This is a genomic window from Mycolicibacterium pallens (assembly GCF_019456675.1).
Classification (GTDB): Bacteria; Actinomycetota; Actinomycetes; order Mycobacteriales; family Mycobacteriaceae; genus Mycobacterium; species Mycobacterium crocinum.
The window spans coordinates 1510380-1523963 of sequence record NZ_CP080333.1 but is presented as its reverse complement, the minus strand read 5'-3'; the positions used below and the strand labels follow the sequence as shown (position 1 = coordinate 1523963).

Annotated in this window: 15 protein-coding genes; 8 read left to right on the top strand and 7 right to left on the bottom strand. The window is 67.7% G+C overall.

The annotated features are described in order from the left end of the window. Positions 1 to 21 precede the first annotated feature (21 nt). From manB to rfbD, 3 genes are read right to left on the bottom strand one after another with little or no spacing between them, the layout of a single operon-like run. Positions 22 to 1098, bottom strand: a complete 1077-nt coding sequence (manB, locus tag K0O64_RS07405) for a mannose-1-phosphate guanylyltransferase ManB (RefSeq protein ID WP_071950029.1) — start codon at positions 1096 to 1098, stop codon at positions 22 to 24. Between the two features lie 18 nt (positions 1099 to 1116). Beyond that, positions 1117 to 1992 carry a glycosyltransferase family 2 protein gene (locus K0O64_RS07400; RefSeq protein WP_225933650.1) on the bottom strand — a complete coding sequence of 292 codons (876 nt, stop codon included), beginning with the start codon at positions 1990 to 1992 and terminating at the stop codon, positions 1117 to 1119. Then, positions 1989 to 2867, bottom strand: coding sequence for a dTDP-4-dehydrorhamnose reductase (gene rfbD / locus K0O64_RS07395; RefSeq protein ID WP_071947093.1), 879 nt, complete (start codon positions 2865 to 2867; stop codon positions 1989 to 1991). The genes K0O64_RS07400 and rfbD overlap by 4 nt, the downstream gene beginning before the upstream one ends. Positions 2868 to 2934: 67 nt before the next feature. On the opposite strand from rfbD, the gene K0O64_RS07390 reads away from it, so the two are divergent. Genes K0O64_RS07390 through K0O64_RS07380 form a run of 3 tightly spaced genes read left to right on the top strand, consistent with a single transcriptional unit; the run spans position 2935 to position 5941 of the window. Then, entirely contained in the window at positions 2935 to 4431 is a 1497-nt protein-coding gene (locus K0O64_RS07390; protein ID WP_071947094.1) for an LCP family protein, read from the top strand. After that, a complete protein-coding gene (locus tag K0O64_RS07385; protein WP_071947095.1) occupies positions 4431 to 5141 on the top strand; it encodes a TIGR03089 family protein in 711 nt (236 codons plus the stop codon). The genes K0O64_RS07390 and K0O64_RS07385 overlap by 1 nt, the downstream gene beginning before the upstream one ends. Before the next feature lie 14 nt (positions 5142 to 5155). Continuing rightward, positions 5156 to 5941, top strand: coding sequence for a biotin--[acetyl-CoA-carboxylase] ligase (locus tag K0O64_RS07380; protein ID WP_083542699.1), 786 nt, complete (start codon positions 5156 to 5158; stop codon positions 5939 to 5941). Here K0O64_RS07380 and K0O64_RS07375 read toward each other — a convergent pair. From K0O64_RS07375 to K0O64_RS07365, 3 genes are read right to left on the bottom strand one after another with little or no spacing between them, the layout of a single operon-like run. Further along, complete coding sequence (locus tag K0O64_RS07375; protein ID WP_071947096.1) at positions 5938 to 7095, bottom strand: acyl-CoA dehydrogenase; 1158 nt, start codon at positions 7093 to 7095, stop codon at positions 5938 to 5940. The two genes, K0O64_RS07380 and K0O64_RS07375, sit on opposite strands and share 4 nt — an antisense overlap. Before the next feature lie 41 nt (positions 7096 to 7136). After that, positions 7137 to 7643: a 5-(carboxyamino)imidazole ribonucleotide mutase gene (gene purE / locus K0O64_RS07370; protein WP_071947097.1), complete on the bottom strand. Its 507-nt coding sequence runs from the start codon at positions 7641 to 7643 to the stop codon at positions 7137 to 7139. Next, positions 7636 to 8853, bottom strand: coding sequence for a 5-(carboxyamino)imidazole ribonucleotide synthase (locus K0O64_RS07365; RefSeq protein WP_071947098.1), 1218 nt, complete (start codon positions 8851 to 8853; stop codon positions 7636 to 7638). Before K0O64_RS07365 ends, purE begins: the two co-directional genes overlap by 8 nt. 57 nt (positions 8854 to 8910) lie before the next feature. Here K0O64_RS07365 and K0O64_RS07360 point away from each other — a divergent pair, with 57 nt between their 5' ends. Further along, positions 8911 to 9561 (top strand): GtrA family protein, encoded by a 651-nt coding sequence (locus tag K0O64_RS07360; protein WP_071947099.1) that lies wholly within the window; start codon positions 8911 to 8913, stop codon positions 9559 to 9561. Here the strand turns inward: K0O64_RS07360 and K0O64_RS07355 are convergent. Further along, positions 9516 to 10034, bottom strand: a complete 519-nt coding sequence (locus K0O64_RS07355; RefSeq protein WP_071950032.1) for a PH domain-containing protein — start codon at positions 10032 to 10034, stop codon at positions 9516 to 9518. The two genes, K0O64_RS07360 and K0O64_RS07355, sit on opposite strands and share 46 nt — an antisense overlap. Positions 10035 to 10122: 88 nt before the next feature. Between K0O64_RS07355 and K0O64_RS07350 the strand changes: the two genes are divergently transcribed. From K0O64_RS07350 to K0O64_RS07335, 4 genes are read left to right on the top strand one after another with little or no spacing between them, the layout of a single operon-like run. Then, positions 10123 to 11751: an acyl-CoA carboxylase subunit beta gene (locus K0O64_RS07350; RefSeq protein ID WP_071947100.1), complete on the top strand. Its 1629-nt coding sequence runs from the start codon at positions 10123 to 10125 to the stop codon at positions 11749 to 11751. Then, the gene (locus K0O64_RS07345) at positions 11748 to 12026 is read left to right on the top strand and encodes an acyl-CoA carboxylase epsilon subunit (RefSeq protein ID WP_071947101.1); all 279 of its coding nucleotides are present in this window, start codon (positions 11748 to 11750) and stop codon (positions 12024 to 12026) included. The genes K0O64_RS07350 and K0O64_RS07345 overlap by 4 nt, the downstream gene beginning before the upstream one ends. Next, positions 12023 to 12667, top strand: a complete 645-nt coding sequence (locus K0O64_RS07340) for a Maf family protein (RefSeq protein ID WP_071947102.1) — start codon at positions 12023 to 12025, stop codon at positions 12665 to 12667. The genes K0O64_RS07345 and K0O64_RS07340 overlap by 4 nt, the downstream gene beginning before the upstream one ends. A gap of 20 nt (positions 12668 to 12687) precedes the next feature. After that, on the top strand, positions 12688 to 13584 hold the full coding sequence (locus K0O64_RS07335) for a sulfurtransferase (RefSeq protein WP_071947103.1): 897 nt from the start codon (positions 12688 to 12690) through the stop codon (positions 13582 to 13584).

Below are 13584 nucleotides of genomic sequence, written 5' to 3'. Positions count from 1 at the left end.
GGCCACTCGGAGAAAACAGACCTAGATATCGGACGAGTAGCGAACTCCGCAGTCCGGGATGACAACTCCCGGCCACACCCGCGCACCGCGCAGGAGCTCACAGCGCGCGCCGATGTTCGCGCCGTCGCCGATGATCGCGTCGCGCAGCAGTGCGCGCGGTCCGATCCGGGCGCCGGCCCCGATGATCGACCGCTCGACTACCGAACCCGCCTCGATGCGCGCCCCGTCGAAAACGACCGCGCCGTCCAACCGCACACCGGGGCCGATCTCCGCGCCGCGACCGACCACGGTCCCGCCGACCATCACCGCGCCGGGCGACACCGAAGCGCCGTCGTGCACCAGGAATTCTCCACGCTGTCCGCCGAGCGCCGGCGACGGCGCAAGGCCGCGGACCAGATCGGCCGAGCCGCGAACGAAGTCCTCCGGCGTGCCCATGTCGCGCCAGTAACTGGAGTCGACGTACCCGCAGACTTTGACCCCGTCGGCCAGCAGCGCCGGGAAGACCTCGCGCTCCACCGAGACCTCACGCCCGCGCGGGATGCGATCGAGGATCTCGCGCTTGAAGATGTAGGTCCCTGCGTTGATCTGATCCGACGGCGGATCTTCAGTCTTCTCCAGGAACGCCTCCACGCGGCCGTCGGCGTCGGTGGGCACGCAGCCGAACGCCCGCGGATCGCTGACGCGCACCAGATGCAGGGTCAGATCCGCCTGCGACTCCTGGTGGCTGGACAGCATCTGGCGCAGATCCATGCCGGACAGCACGTCACCGTTGAACACCATCACCGTGTCGTTGCGCAGCTTCGGAATCACGTTGGCGATACCGCCGCCGGTGCCCATCGGCTGGTCTTCGACGACGTACTCGATCTGCAGGCCGAGCTTGGACCCGTCCCCGAACTCGTTCTCGAACGTCGCGGCCTTGAACGACGTGCCGAGGATGACGTGCTCGATCCCGGCCGCAGCGATGCGCGACAGCAGATGCGTCAAGAACGGCAGCCCCGCGGTCGGCAGCATCGGTTTGGCCGCCGACACGGTCAGTGGCCGCAGGCGGGTGCCCTTCCCGCCGACCAGCACGACCGCGTCGACTCCTGCAGGATCGATTTCACTCACCAAGGCCCCCTACCTTTTCGCCAGTTCCCGCCGGGACTTACGTACCGCCGCGCGTGACCTAACCTTCAGCGCGCTCTTCATCGTCCATCGAAGCGGCGCACGCCACCAGCCAAAATGGCGATCGGACAGATAAATGTAGGTGCTTTCGTGATGCGCGCGCAGGTTGCTGGCCGGGTCGCGGCCGGTCGAGTGACCCTTGGCGTGCAGGATCTCCGCCGACGGCACGTACACGTTCAGCCATCCTGCTTTGCCCAACCGGTCGCCGAGGTCGACGTCTTCCATATACATGAAGTAGCGCTCGTCGAACCCACCGACCTGGTCGAATGCCGCGCGCCGGATCAGCAGGCACGATCCCGACAGCCAGCCCACCGGCCGCTCGGTCGGCTCGAGGTATTCCTGCCGGTAGGCCTTGGTCCACGGGTTGGTCTTCCAGACGAAGCCCACCACCGCGTGCATGCCGCCGCGCACCAGGCTGGGCAGGTGGCGCGCCGACGGGTAGACCGAGCCGTCGGGGTCGCGGATCAGCGGTCCCAGCGCCGCGGCGCGGGGCCAGCGCTCGGCGGCCTCCAGCAGCTCGTCGATGCTGTTCGGTCCCCACACCACGTCGGGGTTGGCGATGATCATGAACTCGTCGTCGGCGGGAACGGTCGCCACACCACGATTGGCGGCGCTGCCGTAGCCGAGGTTGCCGCCCGTGCGAACCAGTCGCGTACCGGGATAGCGCTCCACCGCCTCCTCCGGGGTCCCGTCGGTGGAGCCGTTGTCGGCCAACACCACTGTCACCGGCCGGTCGGTGGCCACCGTCAACGACGAGAGGAAGCGATCCAGGTGTGAACCCGGCGAGTACGTCACCGTCACCACGGTCAGGGGGCGGCTCGACGTCACGGCGTAGAGGGTAACTGTCCGCCGGGGATGGGTTGAGCAAGCGCCTCGGCCAACGCCTCCCGCCACGGCCGCGGCGGCGTGAGCCCGGCGCGCACCGACGTCGCCATCGACAGCGCCGAATACACCGGCCGCGGCGCCGGACGCCCGGCCTGCGCGGTGCTGATCGGCCGGATCCGCCGCGGGTCGGCGCCCAGCTCGTCGAAGACCGCCTGGGCCAGCTCGAAGCGGGTGCACGCGCCCTCGTTGGCGACGTGCAGGATCGGCTCCCGAATGTGCCCCTCACCGATCACGAACACCGCGTCGGCGAGGTCTTTGACGTACGTGGGTGACCCGACCTGGTCGTCGACCGCTTCGGCGGTGCCGTCGGTGGCGGCCAGCCGGCGCAGACCGGCCACGAAATCGTTGCCGTCGCCGCCGGTGTACACCCACGAGGTGCGCACGACGTGCGCGTCGGGCATGGCAGCCAGCACGGCGACTTCACCGGCGAGCTTGGCGCGCCCGTACACGCCGACCGGCCCGGTGGCGTCGCCGACGTCGTACGGGCGGCGTTGATCACCACCGAAGACATAATCCGTGGAGATGTGGACGAGCGACGCGCCGACTCGGGCACAGGCGTGCGCGACGTTCTCGGCACCGGTGGCGTTGACGGCGTAGGCGGCGTCAGGGTCGGCCTCGGCGACGTCGACGTTGGCGATTGCTGCGCAGTTGACCACCAGATCCGATTCGGCGACGAACCGCTCAGCGGCTCGTGGATCGGTGATGTCCCATTCCGCGTGCGTCAATGCGCTGACTTCGAGGCCCCGTCTGGCGCCCTCACCTGCAAGAAACCGTCCCACCTGGCCGCCGGCACCCGAAATCACGATCCTCGCCACCACAATTACGAGTCTGGCACGCCGGTTTCGGCTACCCGGGATGCGCCCACCTCACCAGTAGCCTGGGCTGATGCCTGCTGACACCGAAGCACGGGCGGGCGCCCAGCGGGTGGTCCGGACCGTGCTCGCGCTGATCGCTGTGACCGTGATGGTCAGCACCGGTGTCGCCTGGGGCAAGATCCGGTCGTTCGAGGACGGCATCTTCCACATGAGCACCGCCGCGCTCGGTGGCGGTGGCCAGGACGGCGCGATCGACATCCTGCTGGTCGGCATGGACAGTCGCACCGACGCGCACGGCAACCCGCTGTCCGAGGACGAGCTCGCCGCCCTGCACGCCGGTGATGACGTGTCGACGAACACCGACACGATCATCCTGGTCCGCATACCCAACAACGGGAAGTCGGCGACCGCGATCTCGATCCCCCGAGACTCCTACGTCAAGGCGCCCGGCCTGGACAAGACGAAGATCAACGGCGTCTACGGCCAAGTCAAGCTGCAGAAGATGAAGCAGCTGGTCGAGCAGCAGGGCATGGATCCCGCCGAAGCCGAGCCCAAAGCCACCGAGGCGGGCCGCGAGGCACTGATCAAGACCGTCGCCGATCTGACCGGTGTCACCGTCGACCACTACGCCGAGATCGGGCTGCTCGGCTTCGCTTTGATCACCGACGCCCTCGGCGGTGTCGATGTCTGCCTCAAAGACGCTGTCTACGAACCGCTTTCCGGTGCCGACTTCCCGGCCGGCTGGCAGAAGCTCAATGGCCCGCAGGCGCTCAGCTTCGTCCGACAGCGCCACGACCTGCCGCGCGGCGATCTGGACCGGGTGGTCCGCCAGCAGGTCGTGATGGCTTCCCTTGCCCACCAGGTGCTTTCCGGGAAGACGCTGACCAGCCCGTCGACGCTGAACAAGCTGCAGGACGCGATCCAGCGCTCGGTGGTCATCTCCTCCGGCTGGGACATCATGGATTTCGTCAAGCAGCTCGAGCACCTCGCGGGCGGCAACGTGGCGTTCGCGACGATCCCGGTGCTCGACGAGGCCGGCTGGAGCGACGACGGCATGCAATCGGTGGTCCGGGTCGATCCCAGCCAGGTGCAGGAATGGGTCGCCAGCCTGCTGCACGATCAGGCCGAAGGCAAGACCGAGAAGATCGCCTACTCCCCCGAGCAGACCAAGGCCGACGTGGTCAACGACACCGATATCAACGGGCTCGCCGGCGCGGTGTCGGATGTGCTGTCGGCCAAGGGCTTTGGCGCAGGCAACATCGGCAACAACGACAAAGACCACGTCACGCGCAGCCAGGTGCAGGCCGCCAAGGAGGATGACCTGGGCGCGCAGGCCGTCGCCAAGGAACTCGGCGGATTGCCGGTCGTGGCCGACGCTTCGATCCCGGCCGGAAGCGTGCGAGTGGTGCTGGCCAGTGACTACACCGGTCCGGGTTCGGGCCTGGAGGGTTCACTGCCGACATCGGCCGCCGTCAGCCAGGCAGCGGGTCAGGCCGGCGACGGGACGGCTCCCCCGCCGTCGCCCATCATCACCGCGGGGTCCGACGACCCCAAGTGCGTCAACTGATGACCAATCTGACTGCGGCCGTGCTGGATCCGCTGTTGAAGGCCGACCCCATGGGCCCGCGGGTCACGTACTACGACGACGCGACCGGCGAGCGCATCGAGTGCTCGACGGTGACGCTCGCCAACTGGGCGGCCAAGACCGCCAACCTGTTACGCGACGAACTCGGCGCGGGGCCGGGCACCCGGGTTGCGGTGCTCTTGCCCGCGCATTGGCAGACGGCGGCGGTTCTGCTGGGCGTGTGGTGGATCGGCGCCGAGGTGGTGCTGTCGGGGCCCGCGGATATCGCGTTGTGCACATCAGAGCGACTGGACGAGGCCGACGAGGCCGTGGCCGGCGGTGAGGTCGCCGTGCTGTCACTCGACCCGTTCGGCAAGCCGGCGCCCGACCTGCCGATCGGCGTCACCGATTACGCGACCGCGGTGCGGGTGCATGGCGACCAGTACGCCGCCGAGCCGCGGCCCGGTGCGGCACTGGATGGCCGATCGGTCGACGATGTGCTGGGTGCCGCGTCCGATTCCGCTGCCGCGTCCGGCCTGACGGCCGCTGACCGGGTGATGTCGTCGCTGCCATGGTCCACACCGGACGAGATCGTCACCAATCTGCTGGCGGTGTTCGTCGCGGGCGCTTCGTTGGTCCAGGTGACCAATCCCGATGCGGGCGTTATGGAACGGCGCCGCGAGACCGAGAAGGTGACGCGGGACCTGGCCTGACTAGGCTCGCAGTCGTGAGCCGCGCACCCCTTAATCTCGCGTCCCTGTCCGGTCTTCCCGTGCAACGGATCGACATCGTGGAGACAACCGGCTCGACCAACGCCGACCTGCTGGCTCGGCACGCCGCCGGGGAGGACATTCGGGGCGCCGTTTTACTCGCCGAGCACCAGAGCGCAGGCCGCGGCCGCAACGGCCGCAGCTGGTCGGCGCCGCCGCGCTCCCAGATCGCCTTGTCGATCGGCGTCGGCACCGACGGCGTCCCGCCGGAGGGGTGGGGCTGGCTGCCGCTGCTCACCGGCGTCGCCCTCGTCGATGCCGTCAAGGCCACCACGGGAATCGAAGCCGGCGTGAAGTGGCCCAACGACGTCCTGGTCGGAACCGGCAAGCTCGCTGGCATCCTCGCCGAGGTGGCCGCACCCGATCCGGTCATCGTGGTCGGCTTGGGACTCAATGTCACCCTGACCGCCGAGGAGGCCCCTGATCCCCGGGCCATCTCACTACAGATGCTGGGCGCCTCGCAGCTCGACCGCGACGTGTTGACGGCGGCCATCCTGCGCGAACTGACCACCCGCATCGAAAAGTGGCGCAGCGCAGCGGGACCCGACCCGGCGCTCATCGACGATTACCGGCAACGAAGCGCCACGCTGGGCAGCCGCGTCCGGGCAGTGATGCCCGGCGACCACGAAATCACCGGCACCGCAACCGATATCGACTCACTGGGCCGGCTTCGTATCGACACCGGCGCCGAGGTCGTCACGGTATCGGCGGGCGACATCACCCACCTGCAACCAGCCGACTAGCGCAGCAGCGCCCGGGACATCACGACCCGCTGGATCTGGTTCGTGCCCTCGTAGATCTGAGTGATCTTGGCATCGCGCATCATTCGCTCCACCGGGAAGTCCACGGTGTAACCGGCACCGCCGAACAGCTGCACCGCATCGGTGGTGACCTCCATGGCCACATCGGAGGCGAAGCACTTCGACGCCGCCGAGATGAACCCGAGGTTGGGCTCACCGCGCTCGGCACGAGCAGCCGCCGAATACACCATCAGCCGCGCCGCCTCGACCTTCATCGCCATGTCGGCGAGCATGAACTGCACACCCTGGAAATCCGAGATCGCGGAACCAAACTGCTTGCGGTCCTTGGTGTATTCGATCGCCGCGTCCAATGCACCCTGCGCGATACCGACAGCTTGGGCACCGATGGTCGGGCGGGTGTGGTCCAGGGTTGCCAGCGCGGTCTTGAAACCGGTGCCGGGCTCGCCGATCATCCGGTCACCCGGGATGCGGCAGTTCTCGAAGTACAACTCGGTGGTCGGCGAACCCTTGATGCCGAGCTTGCGCTCCTTGGGACCGATCGAGAAACCCTCGTCGTCGATGTGGACCATGAACGACGAGATGCCGTTGGCGCCCTTGTCCGGGTCGGTCACGGCCATCACGGTGTACCAGCTCGACTTGCCGCCGTTGGTGATCCAGGCCTTGGCGCCGTTGAGAATCCAGTCGTCGCCGTCGGCCTTGGCGCGGGTCTTCATCGACGCCGCGTCGCTACCGGCCTCGCGCTCGCTCAGGCCGTACGACGCCATCTCACCCTCGGCGATCGACGGCAGCACCTTCTTCTTCAGCTCGTCGGACCCGCGCAGGATCAGACCCATCGTGCCGAGCTTGTTGACCGCGGGAATCAGCGACGCCGACGCGTCGACCCGCGCGACCTCCTCGATGACGATGCACGCCGCCACCGAGTCCGCACCCTGACCGCCGTACTCCTCCGGCACATGGACGGCGTTGAAACCCGAGGCGTTCAGCGCGTCCAGGGCCTCTTGGGGAAAGCGCGAGTTCTCGTCGACGTCCGCGGCGTGGGGAGCGATCTCCTTCTCCGCCAGCGCGCGGATCGCAGCCCGCAGCTCGTCGTGCTCCTCGGGCAACTTGAATACGTCGAAATCCGGATTTCCAGCCATCACAGCCTCCTTGCTACTCACCGGTAACTTTACCCGGCCCGTCACTCACCGAGTAATCGCTCCCGCAGCGCACGATCCTTCGCCATCACCTGCGCTTCCAGGTCGTCCTGGAAGGCCTCCATCCGCTTGCGCAGCGCCACATCCGAGGTCGCCAGAATGCGCACCGCCAGGAGCCCGGCGTTGCGGGCGCCGCCGATCGACACCGTGGCCACCGGCACTCCCGCCGGCATCTGGACGATCGACAACAGCGAATCGAGCCCGTCGAGCTTGGCCAACGGGACCGGCACCCCGATCACCGGCAGCGGCGTGGCCGAGGCCACCATGCCGGGCAGATGGGCCGCCCCGCCGGCGCCGGCGATGATCACCTGGATATGGCGGCCGGCCGCCGCGCGCGCGTAGTCCAGCATCCGTCCCGGCGTCCGGTGTGCGGAGACGACGCCGACCTCGAACGGCACCTCGAACTCGGCCAGCGCCTCGGCGGCCGCTTCCATGACGGGCCAGTCACTGTCAGACCCCATGATCAGGCCCACCACCGGTTTGTCAGTCATTGGCGCTGTGCCCGTCCCATCCGTCAGTCCATTCCGCGTGAGATAACCAGTGTGCCGCTCGCTCGGCCCGTTCACGTACCTGATCCACGTCACAATCCGGCGCACCGACGATGTTGACGTGACCCACCTTGCGGCCCGGCCGTTCGGCCTTTCCGTACAGGTGGACCTTGGCCTCCGGAATACGGCCGAACAGGTGGTGCAGCCGCTCGTCGACGCTCATCTGCGGCGCCTGCGCCGCGCCGAGCACGTTGGCCATCACGGTCACCGGCGCGATCGGCCGGGTATCGCCGAGCGGATAGTCCAGAACGGCCCGGACGTGCTGCTCGAACTGACCGGTCACCGCACCGTCCATCGTCCAGTGCCCGGAGTTGTGCGGCCGCATCGCCAGCTCGTTGACCAGCAGCGTCCCCTCGGTGGTCTCGAACAGCTCGACGGCCAACACCCCGACCACGCCAAGCTCACCGGCCAGCCGCAGCCCCAGCTGCTCGGCCTCGGCGGCCAGCTCGTCAGAGAGCCCCACCGCAGGTGCCACGACGGTGACGCAGATGCCGGCACGCTGCACGGTCTCCACGATCGGCCACGCCGCGCCCTGACCGAACGGTGAGCGGGCCACCAGTGCGGACAGCTCGCGCCGCATCGCCACCCGCTCCTCGAGCAGCACCGCGACGTTGTCGGCGAGATAGCCGGCGACCACCTCGCGAGCGTGGGCAAGATCACGGGCGAGCACCACGCCGCGTCCGTCGTATCCGCCACGCACGGTCTTGATCACCACGGGGCCGCCGGCCTCAGCCGAGAACGCGTCGACATCGTCGACGCTCGACACCGCCGTATACCGCGGGATCGGCGCGCCGAGCTTCTCCAGCTTGCGGCGCATCACCAGCTTGTCCTGGGCGTGCACCAGCGCTTCCGGCGGCGGGAAGACCTTCACGCCTTCGGCGACCAGCGTGTCGAGCAGCTCGGTGGGCACATGCTCGTGGTCGAACGTCAACGCGGCGGCGCCCGCGGCCGCTTGGCGCAGCGCATCGAGGTCGGTGTGCGCGCCGATGACGACGTCGGGACTCACCTGAGCGGCCGGGTCGTCGGGGCTCACGGCCAGCACCCGCAGGCTCTGGCCGAGGGCGATAGCGGCCTGGTGGGTCATCCGGGCCAGCTGCCCGCCGCCGACCATGGCGACGATAGGAGGTCTGGGGCTGTTCGACACGGCCATCATGGTGTCAGACCTGCGCGAGTACGCACACCTGCGGTGACTTCCGTAGACTTGCTCCTTGTGTCTTTCGCTGATGCCACCATCGCTCGGCTCCCCCGACCGATCCGGCCCTTCGCCGAGCGGCATCACGAGCTCATCAAGTTCGCGATCGTCGGTGCGACGACGTTCATCATCGACTCCGCGATCTTCTACACGTTGAAGCTGACGATCCTCGAGCCCAAGCCGGTCACCGCCAAGGTGATCGCGGGCATCGTCGCCGTGATCGCCTCCTACGTGCTGAACCGGGAATGGAGTTTCCGGAACCGGGGCGGGCGCGAGCGTCACCACGAGGCACTGTTGTTCTTCGTGGTCAGCGGCGTCGGTGTGCTGCTGAGCATGGCGCCGCTGTGGTTCTCCAGCTACGTGCTGGAGCTACGCGTCCCGCACGTCTCCCTGACTGTCGAGAACATCGCCGACTTCCTGTCCGCCTACCTCATCGGCAATCTGCTGCAGATGGCGTTCCGGTTCTGGGCGTTCCGGCGCTGGGTCTTCCCCGACGAGTTCGGCCCGGCCCACGACAAGGGGCTCGAATCCGCGCTCACCGGCGGTGGAATCGCCGAGGCGCTGGAGGACGAGTACGAGGCGGGCGGCACCGTCACGCCGTTGCGGCGCCGTCGGACCGCACGTCAGCTGGGCGACTCTTCGGAGCCCAGGGTGTCGAAGACTTCGTGATAGAGCAGTGAGTGCACCCGCTCCACGCGGGGAATGTCGTGGAATTCAAGAGGATCCTGGCTCGCCGATTCGATGATCAGCGTGCCGGTGCGCATCATGCGATCGAGCAGTCCGTGCCGGAATTCCACACTGTTGATGCGCGCCAACGGGATATCGATACCTGAGCGGGTCAGCAGTCCGTGCCGGAACATCACCCGGCGGTCGGTGATCACGAAATGCGTTGTGAGCCAATTCAAGAACTTCCACAACGTGAGCCAGCCGACCAGGATCAGCCAGATCGCCGCGATCACGCCGAAGAGCACCTTCTTGGCGGTCGGGTCCCAGCTGGTGTTGTTGACCAGTGCGGCCACGAAGGCGGCCAGAATCGTCGCGATCAGCAGCACCAGGATCGGACCGACCAGTCGTTTCCAGTGCGGGTGGCGGTGCAGCACCACCTGCTCGCCCCCGGCCAGCACGTTCTCGGGATATCCCATGGTCATCTCCTACGGCACCGGACACGCGAAGGCAAGAGCGTGGGACCTCCTTAGCGCCTCCTTAAGGTTGCCGATACCATCGTCACCCATGACGAGCGTCAAGGAACCGGCCGCCGGGCACACGATCGACATCCACACCACCGCAGGCAAGCTGGCCGATCTGCGTCAGCGCGCCGAGGAGTCGCTGCACCCGGTCGGCGAAACGGCTGTGGAGAAGGTCCACGCCAAGGGCAAGCTCACCGCTCGGGAACGCATCCTGGCGCTGCTCGACGAGGGCTCGTTCGTCGAGCTCGACGCGCTGGCCCGGCACCGCAGCACGAACTTCGGGCTGCAGGAGAACCGTCCGGTCGGCGACGGTGTGGTGACCGGCTACGGCCTCATCGACGGCCGCGAGGTCTGCATCTTCAGCCAGGACGCCACGGTGTTCGGCGGCAGCCTCGGCGAGGTCTACGGCGAAAAGATCGTCAAGGTCCAGGAGCTGGCCATCAAGACCGGCCGCCCGCTGATCGGCATCAATGACGGCGCAGGGGCCCGCATCCAGGAGGGTGTGGTCTCCCTCGGCCTCTACAGCCGGATCTTCCACAACAACATCAAGGCCTCCGGCGTGATCCCGCAGATCTCGCTGATCATGGGCGCCGCGGCCGGCGGCCACGTCTACTCCCCGGCGCTGACCGACTTCGTCATCATGGTCGACCAGACCAGCCAGATGTTCATCACCGGCCCCGACGTCATCAAGACCGTCACCGGCGAGGACGTGACCATGGAGGAGCTGGGCGGCGCCCACACCCACATGGCCAAGTCCGGCACCGTGCACTACGTCGCCTCAGGTGAGCAGGATGCCCTGGATTACGTCCGTGACCTGCTGAGCTACCTGCCGCCCAACAACTACGCCGAGCCGCCGCGTTACCCGGCGCCGCCGCACCCGGGCGCCATCGAGGACAACCTCACCGACGAAGACCTCGAACTCGACACGCTGATCCCGGATTCGCCGAACCAGCCCTACGACATGCACGAGGTCATCACCCGCATCCTCGACGACGACGAATTCCTGGAGATCCAAGCGGGTTACGCCCAGAACATCGTCGTCGGCTTCGGCCGCGTCGACGGGCGCCCGGTCGGCATCGTGGCCAACCAGCCCACCCAGTTCGCCGGCTGCCTGGACATCAACGCCTCCGAGAAGGCCGCCCGGTTCGTCCGCACCTGCGACTGCTTCAACATCCCGATCGTGATGCTGGTCGACGTGCCGGGCTTCCTGCCGGGCACCGAGCAGGAATACAACGGCATCATCCGGCGCGGCGCCAAGCTGCTCTACGCCTACGGCGAGGCCACCGTCGCCAAGATCACCGTCATCACCCGCAAGGCCTACGGCGGCGCCTACTGCGTCATGGGCTCCAAGGACATGGGCTGCGACGTCAACGTCGCGTGGCCGACCGCCCAGATCGCGGTCATGGGCGCCTCGGGCGCGGTCGGCTTCGTCTACCGCAAGGACCTCAAGGAAGCCGCCGCCGAGGGCAAGGACGTCGACGCCCTGCGGCTGGAGTTGCAGCAGACCTACGAGGACACCCTGGTGAACCCGTACATCGCCGCCGAGCGTGGCTACGTCGACGCGGTGATCCCGCCGTCGCACACCCGCGGGTACATCTCGACCGCCCTGCGGCTGCTGGAGCGCAAGATCGCTCAGGTGCCGCCGAAGAAGCACGGGAACATTCCACTGTGACCAAGCACGAAGACATCACCGAACTCAGCGATCCGCGGGACATCACGCTCGACAACCCGGAACCGCTGCAGCCCGAAATTCGCATTGAGAAGGGCAATCCGAGCGACGAGGACATCGCCGCTCTGGTCACCGTGCTGGCCGCGGCCAGCGGCGGCAATGCCGGTCCCGGTCCGCAGGAGCTCAACCTGTGGGGCCACCCGGTCGACAAGCTGCGCTACTCGATCCACAGCTGGCATCGCGTAACCCTTTTGGAGCGGACCCACATGCGCCGATGACCACACGAGTGGTCTTGGGTTCGGCCTCGTCCGGCCGACTGCGCGTCCTGCGCCACGCCGGCATCGATCCGGTGGTCGTCGTCTCGGGTGTCGACGAGGACGCCATCGTCGCTAACCTCGGCTCAGATGCCGAACCTGGTGTCGTGGTCACCGCCCTGGCTCATGCCAAGGCCGAGGCCGTCCGTCAAATCCTGGAACCTGACCTGGCCGCGGATTGCGTTGTGATCGGCTGTGATTCGATGCTCTACCTCGACGGCGAGCTCCGCGGCAAGCCCGGAACCGCTGAACAGGCTGCGCTGCAATGGGATTCGATGGCGGGGCGGGTCGGGGCGCTCTACACCGGGCACTGCGTGATCCGGGTGCTGCACAGCGCGGCCGTCCACACTGCGACGCAGGCGGTGGTCACCCGGGTGCGGTTCGCCTCCCCCACGCCCAGCGACTTGGCGGCCTACGTGGCGAGTGGTGAGCCGCTGCAGGTTGCCGGTGCGTTCACCCTCGACGGGCTGGGCGGCTGGTTCATCGACGGCATCGACGGCGACCCGTCCAACGTGGTGGGCCTGGGCCTGTCGGTGACGCGTCGCTTGCTCGCCGACGTCGGCCTGGCGATCGGCGACCTGTGGGCGGCTAATCCGGTCCGCTGATCAGCGGTAGGCTCGTCGTCGTGCCGCTTCCCGCAGATCCCAGCCCCACCCTGAAGGACTACGCCCATCCGGAGCGCTTGGTCACCGCCGACTGGCTGTCGGCGCACCTCGGCACGCCCGGGCTGGCCATCGTGGAGTCCGACGAAGACGTGTTGCTCTACGACATCGGCCACATCCCTGGTGCGGTCAAGATCGATTGGCACACCGACCTCAACGACCAGCAGGTGCGCGACTACGTCAGCGGTGCGCAGTTCGCCGAGTTGATGAACCGCAAAGGCATCTCCCGCGACGACACCGTCGTCATCTACGGCGACAAGAGCAATTGGTGGGCCGCCTACGCGCTGTGGGTGTTCACCCTTTTCGGCCACCAGGACGTCCGGCTGCTCAACGGCGGGCGCGACCTGTGGATCTCCGACGGCCGCGACACCACCCTCGACGTGCCGACCAAGTCGGGTTCCGGCTACCCGGTGGTCGAGCGCAACGACGCCGCGATCCGGGCCTACAAGGACGATGTGCTTGCCTCCCTAGGGCATTCGACGCTGATCGACGTGCGCTCGCCGCAGGAGTACACCGGCGAACGCACCCATATGCCGGACTATCCGGAGGAGGGTGCGCTGCGCGGCGGCCACATCCCCACCGCGGTGTCGGTGCCGTGGGCCAAGGCCGCCGACGACAGCGGCCGGTTCCGCAGCCGACCCGAACTCGAAGAGGTCTACTCCTTCGTCGAGCCCGGCGACGACATCATCGCCTACTGCCGCATCGGGGAGCGCTCCAGCCACACCTGGTTCGTTCTCACCTACCTGTTGGGCATCCCTGGCGTCCGGAACTACGACGGGTCGTGGACCGAGTGGGGCAACACCGTTCGGGTGCCGATCGTGGCCGGCGACAAACCAGGATCCGTACCGGAATCCGCATGA

Bases quoted from the DNA above. Each gene is read 5' to 3' on its own strand.
- K0O64_RS07355 (WP_071950032.1), bottom strand. From the start codon at position 10,034: ATGGGATATCCCGAGAACGTGCTGGCCGGGGGCGAGCAGGTGGTGCTG.
- K0O64_RS07390 (WP_071947094.1), top strand. From the start codon at position 2,935: ATGCCTGCTGACACCGAAGCACGGGCGGGCGCCCAGCGGGTGGTCCGG.
- purE (WP_071947097.1), bottom strand. From the start codon at position 7,643: ATGACTGACAAACCGGTGGTGGGCCTGATCATGGGGTCTGACAGTGAC.
- K0O64_RS07350 (WP_071947100.1), top strand. From the start codon at position 10,123: ATGACGAGCGTCAAGGAACCGGCCGCCGGGCACACGATCGACATCCAC.
- K0O64_RS07340 (WP_071947102.1), top strand. From the start codon at position 12,023: ATGACCACACGAGTGGTCTTGGGTTCGGCCTCGTCCGGCCGACTGCGC.
- K0O64_RS07375 (WP_071947096.1), bottom strand. From the start codon at position 7,095: ATGGCTGGAAATCCGGATTTCGACGTATTCAAGTTGCCCGAGGAGCAC.
- K0O64_RS07365 (WP_071947098.1), bottom strand. From the start codon at position 8,853: ATGATGGCCGTGTCGAACAGCCCCAGACCTCCTATCGTCGCCATGGTC.
- K0O64_RS07385 (WP_071947095.1), top strand. From the start codon at position 4,431: ATGACCAATCTGACTGCGGCCGTGCTGGATCCGCTGTTGAAGGCCGAC.